This window comes from Phycicoccus sp. Soil748 (assembly GCF_001428025.1).
Lineage (GTDB): Bacteria > Actinomycetota > Actinomycetes > Actinomycetales > Dermatophilaceae > Pedococcus.
This window is the reverse complement of record NZ_LMSC01000007.1, coordinates 861,159-874,613: the sequence shown is the minus strand read 5'-3', so window position 1 is coordinate 874,613 and position 13,455 is coordinate 861,159. Positions and strand designations below refer to the sequence as shown.

12 protein-coding genes are annotated in these 13,455 nt (G+C 73.8%); 6 read left to right on the top strand and 6 right to left on the bottom strand.

From position 1 onward, the window contains the following. Positions 1-16: 16 nt before the first annotated feature. Positions 17-463 (bottom strand): SRPBCC family protein, encoded by a 447-nt coding sequence (locus ASG70_RS11790; RefSeq protein ID WP_056883953.1) that lies wholly within the window; start codon positions 461-463, stop codon positions 17-19. A gap of 10 nt (positions 464-473) precedes the next feature. Further along, on the bottom strand, positions 474-824 hold the full coding sequence (locus ASG70_RS19995) for a hypothetical protein (RefSeq protein ID WP_056883952.1): 351 nt from the start codon (positions 822-824) through the stop codon (positions 474-476). A gap of 111 nt (positions 825-935) precedes the next feature. On the opposite strand from ASG70_RS19995, the gene ASG70_RS11780 reads away from it, so the two are divergent. Together ASG70_RS11780 and ASG70_RS11775 are read left to right on the top strand one after the other, a co-directional pair. Further along, the gene (locus tag ASG70_RS11780) at positions 936-2,735 is read left to right on the top strand and encodes a long-chain fatty acid--CoA ligase (protein ID WP_056883951.1); all 1,800 of its coding nucleotides are present in this window, start codon (positions 936-938) and stop codon (positions 2,733-2,735) included. A 16-nt stretch (positions 2,736-2,751) separates the two neighbouring features. Further along, on the top strand, positions 2,752-4,251 hold the full coding sequence (locus ASG70_RS11775) for a hypothetical protein (RefSeq protein WP_056883950.1): 1,500 nt from the start codon (positions 2,752-2,754) through the stop codon (positions 4,249-4,251). 52 nt (positions 4,252-4,303) lie between these two features. Here ASG70_RS11775 and ASG70_RS11770 read toward each other — a convergent pair whose 3' ends face one another. Both ASG70_RS11770 and ASG70_RS11765 read right to left on the bottom strand, forming a co-directional pair. Beyond that, positions 4,304-5,623, bottom strand: coding sequence for a hypothetical protein (locus ASG70_RS11770; protein ID WP_056883949.1), 1,320 nt, complete (start codon positions 5,621-5,623; stop codon positions 4,304-4,306). Positions 5,624-5,725: 102 nt separating this feature from the next. Then, positions 5,726-5,947, bottom strand: coding sequence for a hypothetical protein (locus tag ASG70_RS11765; protein ID WP_056884179.1), 222 nt, complete (start codon positions 5,945-5,947; stop codon positions 5,726-5,728). A gap of 134 nt (positions 5,948-6,081) precedes the next feature. Between ASG70_RS11765 and ASG70_RS11760 the strand changes: the two genes are divergently transcribed. The 4 genes from ASG70_RS11760 (at position 6,082) to ASG70_RS11745 (ending at position 11,757) form a co-directional block, all read left to right on the top strand. Then, positions 6,082-6,996 carry a hypothetical protein gene (locus ASG70_RS11760; RefSeq protein WP_235531457.1) on the top strand — a complete coding sequence of 305 codons (915 nt, stop codon included), beginning with the start codon at positions 6,082-6,084 and terminating at the stop codon, positions 6,994-6,996. Between the two features lie 54 nt (positions 6,997-7,050). Then, complete coding sequence (locus ASG70_RS11755; RefSeq protein WP_056883948.1) at positions 7,051-8,766, top strand: DEDD exonuclease domain-containing protein; 1,716 nt, start codon at positions 7,051-7,053, stop codon at positions 8,764-8,766. 86 nt (positions 8,767-8,852) lie between these two features. Further along, positions 8,853-9,137: an Lrp/AsnC family transcriptional regulator gene (locus ASG70_RS11750; RefSeq protein ID WP_056883947.1), complete on the top strand. Its 285-nt coding sequence runs from the start codon at positions 8,853-8,855 to the stop codon at positions 9,135-9,137. A gap of 109 nt (positions 9,138-9,246) precedes the next feature. Beyond that, the gene (locus ASG70_RS11745) at positions 9,247-11,757 is read left to right on the top strand and encodes an SCO7613 C-terminal domain-containing membrane protein (protein ID WP_156399947.1); all 2,511 of its coding nucleotides are present in this window, start codon (positions 9,247-9,249) and stop codon (positions 11,755-11,757) included. Between the two features lie 32 nt (positions 11,758-11,789). On the opposite strand, the gene trpD is transcribed toward ASG70_RS11745, so the two are convergent. Further along, positions 11,790-12,875, bottom strand: a complete 1,086-nt coding sequence (gene trpD, locus ASG70_RS11740) for an anthranilate phosphoribosyltransferase (RefSeq protein WP_369818909.1) — start codon at positions 12,873-12,875, stop codon at positions 11,790-11,792. After that, entirely contained in the window at positions 12,872-13,324 is a 453-nt protein-coding gene (locus tag ASG70_RS11735) for a response regulator transcription factor (protein WP_056884177.1), read from the bottom strand. The genes trpD and ASG70_RS11735 overlap by 4 nt, the downstream gene beginning before the upstream one ends. Positions 13,325-13,455: the final 131 nt, after the last annotated feature.

Here is a 13,455-nt window from a genome sequence, read left to right as displayed (position 1 = left end):
ACCGGCCGGTGCCGGCTCAGCCCTCGACGCGCTTCTTGAGCTCCTTGAGCGCGGTGTCGATGATGACCTTCTCGGCCTTGCGCTTGAGCATGCCGAGCATGGGGATCTTCACGTCGACGGCGAGCCGGTAGGTGACGGTGGTCCCGTCGGCGCCTCGCGCGGCCAGCGTGTAGGAGCCGTTCATCGCCTTGAGGACGGTCGCCTCCACGAGCGACCACGAGACCACGCCGGTCCCGTCCTGGTGCACGTCCCACTGGTAGTCCAGGACGTAGGTGTCCTTGATCGCGCCGGCGTCGAGGGTGAACTGCACCTGGTCTGCCCAGCCGTCGCCCTCCTCGGTGAGCACGCTGACCTTCTTGACCTCGGTGGCCCACTCCGGGTAGCTGTCGAAGTCCGCGATGACGTCGAGGACCTCGCCGGGGGTCGCGGCGATGTCGATGCTGGACTCCGTGCGGTCGGCCATGCGCCGAAGGCTACAACGACTTCCCTTCGAGCCGGTCCTTCAGTCCGTGGACCGCACGCTTCCACCGCAGGGTGTGGCGCAGGGCCACGTCGCGAGGTGCTCCATCACCCCTGGTGCCCCGCACGTAGTGGTGCACGACCGCGCCGTCCCACCACGGCTCGATCCACACCTCCATCTCGCCGACGACCTGCCCGGTGACCCGCCAGCGCAGCCCCTTCAACCCGCGGTCGCGGACCACCTGCCGGTGGAGGTGCGGCCACACCTGGTCGGCCCACGCGAAGTCGTCGAGCTGGCGGCGCACGAGGGCGGGGGCGGCGTCGACGAAGGTCTCGTCGACGATGTCGATGCGTCGGGACCTCACGGGCACCAGTGTTCCGCACGTCACCCCCGCCCGACGTGCCTGTCGCCCGCAGGCGTGCTACCGGTGGGTAGGCTGGAGGTCCGAGGCAGTGCCGCCGTCAAAGGAGTCTCCGTGCAGGAACACGTCGCGCCCCCACTCGTCGAGCCCACGACGAAGGGCAGTCTCGCCGACCTGCCGGCGCGCAACGCCGCCACCAACCCCTCGTTCATCGCGTTCTCCCGCAAGGAGGGCGGCGGCTGGGTCGACGTCACGGCGGCACAGTTCAACGACGACGTCCGGGCAGTGGCCAAGGGGCTCGTCGCGGCAGGCATCGCCCCCGGTGACCGTGTCGCCATCATGTGCAAGACCCGCTACGAGTGGACCCTCACCGACTTCGCCATCTGGACCGCGGGTGCGGTCACCGTGCCGATCTACGAGACCTCGTCGGCGGAGCAGGTGGCGTGGATCCTCACCGACTCCGGGGCCTGCGGCATCATGCTCGAGACCCCCTCCCACCAGGCGACGCTCGACGAGGTCCGCGACCAGCTGCCCGGGCTGCAGCACGTGTGGCAGGTCGACGCGGGGGCCATGGAGGAGCTCGAGGCGTCCGGCGCCGGGGTGAGCGACGAGCAGCTGGCCGAGGCCACGGCCGGTGTCGACCGCGGCAGCATCGCGACGATCATCTACACCTCGGGCACCACCGGGCGCCCCAAGGGCGTGCAGCTCACCCACGACAACTTCATGGCGCTGGCCGACAACGCCATCACCAAGCTCAAGGACGTGGTCAAGGCCGACGACGCCTCGACGCTGCTGTTCCTGCCGCTCGCGCACGTCTTCGCCCGGTTCATCCAGGTCCTCTGCGTCGCCGGCGAGGCGAAGATGGGCCACACCGCCGACATCAAGAACCTCCTCGAGGACTTCGGCGAGTTCAAGCCCACGTTCATCCTGTCCGTGCCGCGGGTGTTCGAGAAGATCTACAACTCGGCCGAGGCCAAGGCCACCGCCGAGGGCCGCGGCAAGATCTTCACGACCGCTGCCGACACGGCCATCGCCTGGTCGACCGCGCAGGACACCGGTGGCGCCGGCTTCGGGTTGTCGCTGCGGCACAAGGTGTTCGACAAGCTGGTCTACTCCAAGCTGCGAGCCGCCATGGGTGGCCGGGTCATGTATGCCGTGTCCGGCGGCGCGCCGCTCGGCACCCGCCTGGGCCACTTCTTCCGCGGCATCGGCGTCACCGTCCTCGAGGGCTACGGCCTCACCGAGACCACGGCGCCCGCCACGGTCAACGTCCCCGACCGCGTCAAGATCGGCACCGTCGGGGCCCCGCTCCCGGGCGTCGGCATCCGCATCGCCGACGACGGCGAGATCCTCATCCGCGGCAACAACGTCTTCGCGAGCTACCACAACAACGCCGACGCGACCGCGGGCGCGATCGAGGACGGCTGGTTCCACACCGGCGACCTCGGCGAGCTCGACGAGGACGGCTACCTGCGCATCACCGGGCGCAAGAAGGAGCTCCTGGTGACCGCCGGCGGCAAGAACGTCGCTCCCGCAGCCCTCGAGGACCGGCTCCGCGCGCACCCCCTGGTCTCCCAGTGCATCGTCGTGGGCGACCAGAAGCCGTTCATCGCCGCGCTGCTCACCCTCGACGAGGAGATGTACCCCGCCTGGGCCAAGAACAACGGCATCGCCGGGGTCAGCTTCGAGCAGGCCCGCACCGACGAGACGGTCCTCAAGGCCCTGCAGGACGCCGTCGACGACGCCAACAAGTCGGTGTCCAAGGCCGAGTCGATCCGCAAGTTCGCGGTGCTCGAGGGTGACTTCACCGAGGAGAACGGCTACCTCACGCCCAGCCTGAAGCTCAAGCGCAACATCGTCATGAAGGACTTCCACGACCAGGTGGAGGCCCTCTACTCCGGCGGCCGGGAGTGACCTCTACGGTCTAGGCATGCCCACCGGCGCGCCGACCTCACGACCCAGCCACGCCACCGTGTTCGCGGTGGCGTGGCTGGTGTTCTTCACCGTCCTGCAGTGGAGCGTCGTGCGCTACCGCGTCCCGATCGTGGCCACCCTCACGGTGGCGACCGTCGCGCTGGCCCTGTGGCAGTGGCGTGGCTGGCGCGTCGAGCTGACCCGTCCGGCGGTCGTGCTGATGCTTGCGGGGTCGGCCCTGGCCACCCTCCTCGTCCCCCTCTTCAGCTACCTCTCCCCCACCGGGCTCGCCGTCGCGACCAGCGCGCTCGTCGTGGGCCCCCTCGCCGTGGCCGCGCTGCTCGGTTCCCCGGGGACGACCTCGCGACGCAGTGCCCGCGCGGCAGGGGGCACCGCGGTCCTCGCGTACGTCGTGGCCGCCGCCACCGCGGTGCTCTCGTCCCCGCGGCCTCGCATCGACGTCTGGGTCACCCTGCAGCAGGCGAGCGACGCCCTGGCCCGAGGCGAGAACTTCTACGCCATGCGCTGGACCGGCTCCCCCGGCATCCAGGACGCCTTCACCTACCTGCCGTGGACAGCGGCCCTGCTCGCTCCCGGCCGCTGGCTCGCCGGGGACGTGCGCTGGGCGCTCACGGCCTGGACGCTGCTGGCGGTGGCCGGGGTCTTCTTCCTCACGCTGCACGTGCCGGGCGCGGTCTCGGCGGGTGCGGCCTCGCGGGGGACAGCCTCGCCGAGTCCGGCTTTCCCAGATGCGATCTCTCCGGGGCCGGTCGCCACCCCCGTGGTCGCTCCGACGGCGGGTGCGCTGCCTCCGGTCTGGACGGCAGCGGCCGTCGCGGCGCTGCTGCTGTTCGCGCCGGGCACCCTCACCCAGCTCGACCAGGCCTGGACCGAGCCGCTCCTGTTCGCGGGCCTCGTGGGGTGGGCCGTACTGGTCCGCCGTGGACACGCGTGGTGGGCCGTGGTCCCCCTCGCCCTGGCCTGTGCCAGCAAGCAGCACCTGGCTCTGCTGCTGCCCGTGCTGCTCCTCTGGCGCCCCTTCGGGTGGCGCCGGACCGTCGCCACCGGCGCCCTCACAGGGGTCCTGATCGCGCCGTGGTTCCTCGCCAGCCCCGCGGACTTCGTCCACGACACCATCACACTGCTGCTGTCGTTCCACCCCATCAAGTTCGCCAACACGCTCTACCTGTTGGCGCTCAACACCTTCGGCGTGACCCTGCCCTTCTACGTCACCGGCGTCGTCGTGCTGGGCACGCTCGCCGCGGTGGCGGCGACGGTCTGGCGACGGCAGCCGCCGCTCGACGCCCTGCTGCGCTGGCTGGCGCTGGTGCTGCTCGTCGCCAACCTGGTCAACAAGCAGGCGTTCTACAACCAGTTCTGGCTCGTCGGCGCCCTCGTCGTCCTCTCCCTGGCCGCCGCTCCGCAGCTCGACCGCGTGGTCGGCGGAGAACCGCAGACACGCGCCCACGAAGAAGCACCCACCCCGGAGGGTGGGCGCGTGCCCTCACCGGGCTGACCGGCCGGCTGGCCCGGTCCGCGCCTGCCGCGTGTACAGCAGGCCACGTGGGTCAGGAGCCGGCCAGTCGCCGCAGGTAGGCGACCCAGTCGCGGGTGAAGGCAGCCTCCGTCGTGCCGAGGACGGCGGGGAACGCCGCCCTCGCGTTGGCGTCGGGGTCACCGGCGGAGTGGGTGCCGCGCGGGGTGGTCGCCACCGCCCGGTAGTACTTCACGAGCCCCGCCTCGCCCCGGCGGTCCACGATCCGGCACACCGCGAGCCAGGCGGCGTTGTAGCTGGGGGCGATGGTCGAACGGCCCGGGTCGAAGTCGGCCGGTCCCGGCAGGGCCTTCGGGCCGGCGCCTGCCCGCACCCGGTCGAGCAGCGCGGCTGCCACCTGCTGACGCGTGGCCCCGATGTCGCGGTAGCCCACGTAGTCGGCCAGGCCCTCGGAGAGCCACAGCGGCACCGGGCGGTCGGTCGTCGCCCTGACCGCCACGTGCGTCGCCTCGTGGGTGACGACGACCTGCCTGCCCTTGACCTCCAGCGTCGCGAAGGCGCCGGGGTTGACCACCACCCGGTCCGCGCCGGCCCGTCCGGTGGTGGCGATCGGGCCGTCCGTCACCGCCGCGACCTGTGACACCTGCCGCGCGTCCTGGCCGACCTGCTCGGCCATCTGCGCCGCGGTGGCGGGGACGACCAGCACCAGCCGGGCGTTCCAGCCCGACGACCAGACCGACCGGACGCGTGAGACCGCCAGGTCGCCGAGGCCGAGGTACGGACGCAACCTGTTCGCCGGCCCCGAGCCGACCACCAGGGTGGTCCCGCTGCGCAGCACCGTCAGCCGGGGCAGGTCCCACAGCTGCACCTGGGTGCCGCCATCGGTGTCGTCGGCGAGCTTCCACCGGCTGCCGCGCCGTACGGCGGTGAAGTACGACTCGAACTCCCGTGTTGAGGTGTCGTAGCCCGCGAAGCCGTAGCGCCCCGCCACCCGGGCCACCCAGGCGTCGGGTCCGAGCTGGGCCACCCGGTCGGGGCCGAGCGCAGGCGCCGGTTCCGGGGTGCCGTAGGTGAAGGTCCCCAGGGGCAGTCGTACGAGGGCGTCGTACTGGGCGAGCTGGCGCAGCCCGAACCCGGAGGTGGTGCTGTCGAGGGTCGCGGCGAACGCGGCCCGGTCGTGGGCCCGGACGGCGGCGGCCCGGCGGGTGAGCAGCGCCGCCAGGGCGTCCTCGCGCTCGACCGTCGGCGCCGCGGCGTTCTGCTGGGCCGAGGAGGCGGCAGCGGTCCGCGGTGGCGCAGCGGGACGCGAGGGCGAGGAGCACGCCCCGGCGAGCGCGACGGCCGTCAGCGCGGCCAGCGCCGCTCGGTAGGCGTGGCCCGCTCTCCGTCGCACGCCGCCATCGTAGGCAGCCCGGCCGGATCGGGTGCGCCGCCGGCCCGGGAGTCGCGCCAGCGGTGAGGTGCCTGGCAGCCCGGCGGTCCTGGACGCGCGGCCTCAGCCGACGGCGCGGGCGTGCGCCGCCCACGGCTCCCGCCGCGCGGTGACCGACCCGGCCTCGACGGCGGACACGAGGCCGACCGCGGCGAACCGGGTGACGGCCGCGCGCTCGGCCGCGTCGAGGGGGAGCTCGGACGTCGTGGGGGTGAGCAGCGCCGTGACCATGCAGTCGTCACAGTGCAGGTCACGCACGGGGCAGCTCTGGCAGTCGATGATCATCGCGATCACCCCTTCCTGTTCGGCACCACGGGTGGATGTCTTCCACCTGCCGACGACGGTACGAGAAGCCACCGACAACGCCCTCCGCACCAAACCTCCTCCCCCCTCCGCATCCCTCTGGCACAGTGACGCGCGTGAGCTCGCTGATGCCGCGGCTGGACCGGGTGACCCGGACGTTCTGGCGCACCGTGGGGCGACCCGTCGACCTCCTGGGCAGCGAGCGCTGGCTGGAGGCACCCGTGCACGACGGGGCCACCATCGGCGACCGCTGGCTCGCGGCTGAGGCAGCCCGGGTCGGCGGCACGCTGCAGGAGGAGCCTGGCGCCGGCCTGCTGCCGGACCTGTCCGCCCTCGACGGGCCCACCTTCCGCGCCGCCGACCTGCGGCCCGAGGTGAAGGACTTCTACGAGCACACCGCACGGTGGCGGATGGAGGTGTGGACCCAGTGGAACGCCCTGTTCCAGCCCGGGGGCGAACTCGTCTCGCGGTACTTCGGGCGCCGGGTCCACCAGCTCGCCCTGCCAACCCGTCCCCTCGACGTGGCCCGTGGCATGGACAGCCGGGTCGTGACGATCCTCGACCCTTCCGGCCGGCAGCGCGCCGCCGGCTGGCTGCGCACGCTGCGCTCGACCGGCGGGTACGTCTACAGCGGCTGCTACTCCAGCCGCACCCTGCCCGGCTCCCGCCAGCCGAGCGTGCACGTCGCCTTCCCGCTCGAGGCCGGCAACGTCCAGGTGTTCCTCCGGCCGTCCGTCCTGCCCGGGGGCGGGCTCGAGCTGCGTTCTCCTGCAGGCAGGTTCGGCCAGGACGGCGCCTACGTCCTGGTCGGCGAGCGCAACGCCGGCACCGGGTACAGGACCGGGGACAGGACTGCGAACGGGGCCGGGAACACGACTGGGGCACGTACCCACGCCGCCCGCCTCCCGATCCACGAGCTCTTCCGCGTCCACGTCGACGACGAGGGGGTCCTGCGCACGGACCACCTGCTGCAGCTCTGGTCGTCCACGGTCCTGAGGCTGCACTACAAGCTGACCCCCACCGGCGGCTAGCGCGGCGGGCGCGCCTGCGACGGGCTGTCACACCACCGACATACCGTCACTCCCATGCAGATGGTCCAGGGCACCTTCGACGACCTGGGGACGGCGCTGGCCGACGTCACCTTCGTCGTCGTCGACCTCGAGACCACCGGCGGCAGCCCGGCCGACTCGGCCATCACCGAGATCGGCGCGGTCAAGGTGCGCGGCGGGGTCGTGCTCGGAGAGTTCCAGACACTCGTCAACCCCCACGTGCCCATCCCGCCGTTCATCCAGGCGCTCACCGGGATCACCACGGCGATGGTCGCCGACGCCCCGCGCATCGAGTCGGCGCTGCCCGCGTTCATGGAGTTCGCGCAGGGCACGGCACTGGTCGCCCACAACGCCCGCTTCGACATCGGCTTCCTCAAGATGGCCGCCCAGCTGCAGGGCATCGAGTGGCCACGGCACACCGTCCTCGACACCGTCCACCTCGCGCGCCAGCTCGTCCCCCGCGACGAGGCGCGCAACCACAAGCTGTCGACCCTCGCCGCCCTCTTCGGCGCCACCACCACGCCCGACCACCGGGCGCTGCACGACGCCCGCGCCACCGTCGACGTCCTGCACGCGCTGATCGGGCGCGTCGGCAGCCTCGGCGTGCACACCCTCGAGGAGCTCACGAGCTACACCTCCCGGGTGAGCCCGGCGCAGCGTCGCAAGCGCTGGCTCGCCGACGGCCTGCCCGACGCCCCCGGGGTCTACATGTTCAAGGACGGCGACGGCCGGGTCCTCTACGTCGGCACGTCGGTCAACATCCGCACCCGGGTCCGCAGCTACTTCACCGCCTCCGAGCACCGCACCCGCATGGCCGAGATGGTCCGGCTCGCCGAGAGCGTGACCCCGGTCGTGTGTGCGACCACCCTCGAGGCGGAGGTCCGCGAGCTGCGGCTCATCGCCGAGCACAAGCCGCGCTACAACCGCCGGTCCAAGACGCCCGAGCGCGCGACGTGGGTCAAGCTCACCGTGGAGGCGTTCCCGAGACTGTCCATCGTGCGCGAGGTGCGCCCCGACGGCGCCCGCTACATCGGGCCCTTCGGCAGCCGCGCGTCGGCCGAGGCGGCCGTCGCCGCGGTCCACGAGGTCGTCCCGCTGCGCCAGTGCGTGCAGCGCCTGTCCCCCACCCGCAGGGTCGGCTCGTGCGCCCTGGCCGACATGGGCCGTTGCGGGGCCCCGTGCACGGGCGCCCAGAGCGTGGCGGACTACGGCCGGGTGGTCCAGGTCGCCGAGCACGCGCTCGTGGGCGACTCGCGCACCGTCGTGCAGGCGTTGCGCGCCCGGATGGGCACCCTCGCCGACCAGGAGCGCTACGAGGACGCCGGCACCCTGCGCGACCGCCTCCTCGCGCTCGTGCGGGGTATGGCGCGCGCCCAGCGCATCGCGCCCCTGGCTGCGAGCCCTGAGCTGGTCGCCGCCCGGCCCGCCGCCGTGGGCGGCTGGGAGGTCGTCGTCGTCCGGCACGGGCGGCTGGCGGCGAGCACCGTGTCCCCCCGCGGCGCCGACCCGATGCCCTACGTCAAGGCCGTCCGCGACACCGCCGAGGTCGTCCTGCCGGCGCCGTGGCCCGCCCCGGCCGCGATCCCCGAGGAGACCGAGAAGGTGCTGCGGTGGCTGGAGCAGCCCGGCGTGCGCATCGTCGACGTCGAGGGGGCGTGGACGTGCCCGGTGGGTGGAGCGGCAGGGGCACGAGCCGAGCTGGAGGGACCGGCCGAACGCCGCGAGGCGCCGGTCTTCGTCGCAGCCTCCTGACCACCGCCGGCCGCGACTCACCGCGACTCACCGCGACTCACCGCGACCAGCCTCGCGGCCGCGACCACCGCCGATACAGTGGGCGCGTGATCTCCGCCATCGTCCTCATCAACGCCGAAGTCGACCGGATCCCCGAGGTGGCCGAGGCCATCGCCGAGCTCGAGGGGGTCAGCGAGGTCTACTCGGTGGCCGGTGACGCCGACCTCATCGCCCTGGTGCGCGTCCGAGCCCACGAGGACCTGCACGACGTCATCGCCGGCCGGCTCAACAAGGTCCAGGGCGTCACGGGCACCAACACCCACATCGCGTTCCGCACCTACTCCAAGCACGACCTCGAGGCCGCGTTCAGCCTCGGGCTCGACGGCGACTGAGGGCACGGCCGTTCGGCCGATCTGAGTACGACTCCTCATCCGTGGGGGCGCCCGCCCCGACACACTCGGGGACACCACGCGCACCAGCGCGCCCGTTCCTGGAGGACCGATGCCCCCGATCCCCTGCCCGTCCTGCGGCGCCACCCTTCCGCCCTCCCCAGTGGTGTGCCCTGCCTGCCAGCTGCCCCTGACCGGCCCCGAGGCGGTCCAGCTCTGGCAGCTCGACCAGCAGCTGGCCTCCCTGCAGACCGAGCGCCTGGCCCTCATCGGCGCCCTGCGCGCCCGAGGCACCACCACGGTCCCCGCACCGAGCCGGCTCGGCTCGGCCCTCCCCGGGCCGCAGACGTCCGACCTGCAGAGTGCTGGTCCGCAGGACCTGGGGGCGGCCGGCACCACAGGGCCCGCGGCCCCGCTGTCGGCGCCTCGTCGCCGGTGGACGACCCAGCAGACCCTGCTCGCCGTCGGGGTCCTGCTCGTCCTGGTGGCAGCCTCCATCGCGCTCGCATTCGCCTGGTTCGTCATCGGCCCCTACGGCCAGATGGTCGTCATGGGCGGCTTCACCGGCCTGGCCGTCTACTCCTCCCTCTACGTCTCCCGCCGCGCCCTGCCGAGCAGCGCCGAGGCCCTCGCCCTCGTCGCGGCCGGCCTGCTGCTCCTCGACGTCTCGGCGGCGCGTCGCTTCGGCCTCTTCGGACTCGACCTCGTGAGCGGGCGCGGCTACACGGTCGTCACCGGCCTGCTGGTGGCCACCGGGCTCGCGGCGCTGCACCGGGTCGACCGTCGCATCGCCGCCTACGCCCTGACCTCGCTCGCTGCTGCCTCGGTCGCCTGGGCCGGGGTCGTGTCGTTCGCGCACGGCCCTGCCGGGGCTGCGTCGCTGGCCCTGCTCGGGGCGGCTGCCTTCGGCGCAGCCCGGGTCGCGCTGCCGGGCTCGCTGGGCCTGACCCGGAGGGCGGCCGGCGGCCCGGCGTCGCTGTGGAGCGCGGTCGCCCTGGCCACCGCGTTCGTTGGCGCCTTGCGGGACACCCGCCCGGAGCGCTTCGGCGCGGACATCGCCGGTCCCACCGCCAGCGGCCTCGCGTGCGTCGCGGTGCTCGTGGCGCTCTGCGTCGGTGGCGCCTTCGTCGTGCGCAGCGTCGTCGCGGTCCGGGCCGGCGTGCTCGGGTCGCGGGCCGCCGTCAGGGCCGACTGGTCGGCCCGGCCGGTGTCCGGGGACTGGCGCGCCGTGACCCTGGTGGCGCTGGTGACCACGGCTGCCGGTCCCGCCGCGGTCCTCGGCCTCGGGTCGCAGGTGGGGCCGGTCGGGACGGCCCTGCTCTCGGGGCTCGTGGCGGCCGTCGGCGCCGGCCTGCTCGCCCTGCGACCGGCGCGACAGTCGCTCGGCGACCTGTGGCTGCTCGGGCAGGTGGCAGCGGGCGAGCTCGTCCTGGTCGCGCTGGCGGTGCTGCACCACGCCGACGTCCCCACCATCGCCACCCTGGTCGCCACCGCGACGCTGGCGGCCGCGGCCGCGGTCCTGCGCCCCCGCTGGTTGGTCCCCGCGGCGGGCGTGAGCGCGCTGGCGCTGCTGTTCGCCGTGGCCGTCGCCGGCCAGCTCCGCTCGCCCGGCACCCAGGTCGTCGCCGTGACCGCATACGCAGCCGTGCTCAGCGCGTTCGCCCTGGCCCGCCGTGGGCGGCCGGACGAGCAGACCACCGGAGTGGTCGCCGCGCTCTCCTTCGGGCTGGCGCTGGCAGCCTCCACGCCGCTGCCCGACGGGTATGCCGCGGCCTCGCTCGCCGTCCTGGCCGCGGCTGCCGCCGCGACGGCAGTGCTGCGCCCACGCCTCCGCCCCGTCGCGGCCGGGGTGTCGGCCGTCACCGGCACGTCGTCCCTGTGGCTGGTGGGCGGCCTCGCCTCCCCCGACGTGCAGTGGATCCTGCTCGCCCTGGCTGCGGCGCTGCTGGCGACGCTGGCCATCTGGCTGCGCGAGCGCCCGGAGGAGGCGGTGCTGGCCATCGTCGCCGGGCTGGTCGCCGTCACCACCGTCACCCTCGCCCTCGACCGCGGCTGGCCGCACGCCGCCTCAGGATCGGCCGCGACCTACGGCGTCCTGGCCGTCGTGTACGCCGCGCTCCCCCACCGCCGCGCCCTCGCGGCGGTGGGGGTCGCAGGCCTCACCACCGCCGTCTGGGTCGAGCTGCTCGAGGCGGACGTGATGCGGCTGGAGGCCTACACGCTGCCCTGTGCGGCGCTGCTGCTGGCCGCCGGGCTGTGGTCGCACCGCGAGCTGGGTGACGGCTCGTGGACGGTGGCCGGACCAGCGCTGCTGGTGGCGCTCGTGCCGTCGGCCGCGGCCACCGCGGTCAGCGACGACCTCCCCCGGGCCCTGCTGACGGTGACCGCCGCAGTGGCCGTCCTCGTGGTCGGCGCCTGGCGCCGTTGGCAGGCGCTCGTGGTCGTCGGAGCGGCTGCGGCGGGACTCGTGGCGGTCACCCAGCTCGGGCCGTTCACCCTGCACGCCCCGCGCTTCCTCACCCTCGGCACGCTGGGCGTCCTGCTGCTCATGGTCGGGGCGCGCTACGAGCAGCGCCGCGAGAACGCCCGCCAGGCGCTGAGCTGGCTGTCCTCCCTGACCTGACCTGACCGACCTGGGCTGACGTGAACCGGCGCTCAGGCGCCCGTCGCGTCGGCCCAGGTCTGCAGCTGCCGCTGCGCGGCGCCGGAGTCGAGCGCCTGCTCGGCCCGGTCCATGCCGGCGCGCACACCGGCGACGAAGTCGGCGTCACCCGGGCCACGGTCTGGCACGGTCAGCGCCAGGGCGATCCCGGCGTTGAGGACCACCGCGTCGCGGACGGCGCCGCGCGCCCCGGCGAACAGGTCCCGTGCCACGGCGGCGTTGTGGGCGGCGTCGGCTCCCCGCAGCGCCTCGATGGGCTGACGCTCCAGGCCGAGGTCGACCGGGTCGAGCACCCGCTTCGTGACGGCTCCGTCCCTGACCCACCACACCGTCGACGTCGTGCTGAGGGTCAGCTCGTCGAGCCCGTCGTCGCCGCGGAAGACGGCCGCGTCCTTGCCGCGGCCGGCGAAGACGCCGGCCATGAGCGGCGCCATACGCGGGTCGGCGACACCGACGGCGGCATACGTGGGCTGGGCGGGGTTGGTGAGCGGCCCCAGCACGTTGAACGTCGTGCCGACGCCGAGCCCGCTGCGCGCCGCCGCGGCGTGCTTCATGGCCGGGTGGAAGGCCTGGGCGAAGCAGAAGGTGATCCCCGCCTCGTGGGCCACCTGCCGCACGCGCTCGGGCGACAGCGTCAGGCTGACCCCTAGCGCCTCGAGGACGTCCGCCGAGCCCGAGGACGAGGAGGCCGCACGGTTGCCGTGCTTGACCACCCGGATACCGCTCGCGGCGATGACGACGGCGGCCATGGTCGAGATGTTCACGGTGTTGGACCGGTCGGCTCCGGTGCCCACGATGTCGAGGCTCGGGCCGGGGACCTCGATGCGGTTGGCGTGCGCCAGCATCACGTCGGCGAGCCCACGGAGCTCCTCGACCGTCTCGCCCTTGGAGCGCAGCGCGACGAGGAAGCCGGCCACCTGCACCGGGGACGCCTCACCAGCCATCACCTGGTCCATGGCCCAGGCGGCCTGCGGCGTCGTCAGGTCATGGCCGGCGATCAGCCGGGTGAGCAGGTCGGGCCAGGTGGGCCCGGCCTGCGTGTCGCCTGCGGGGGCCACGGGGCTGGACACCCCGGTCAGGAGGCGGTCGGGCGTCCGCGCCGACCCAGCTCCGCCACGGCAGCAGCCAGGGCGATGGGGTCGAGCGGGTGCGGCACGGCCAGGTCGGCCAGGGACCACGTCGCGAGCCAGCCGTCCTGGGGACGTCCGGTGAGCACGAGCACCGGGGGGCACTGGAAGATCTCGCTCTTGAGCTGGCGGCACAGGCCGAGGCCGCCGACGGGGGCCGCCTCGCCGTCGAGCACCAGCACGTCGAAGGAGGCCGACTCCACGGCCTCGATGACGGCCGCCGCGGTGGCGCACTCGCGCCACGTCGCGACCTCGACGTCCCGCGCGGGACGGCGTCCGACGTTGACACGCACGGCGTCGCGGGTCGTGCGGTCGTCGCTGTAGAGGAGCACCGAGATCTTGCGGACGGAGGTGCCCGCAGAGGTCGGGGTGTCGGCAGCGGTCGCGTGCGAAGCGGTCATGGCGCCGATGCTACCGGTGCGTGTCCGCCCGACCGCCGAGTGGCCGCCGCGAGCCGGCGCCACGGGCCGGGACGAGCCTCCCGGCGGCATACCGGGACCTGCTTCGCCACCCGTCGGGGGGTCGGAGGCGT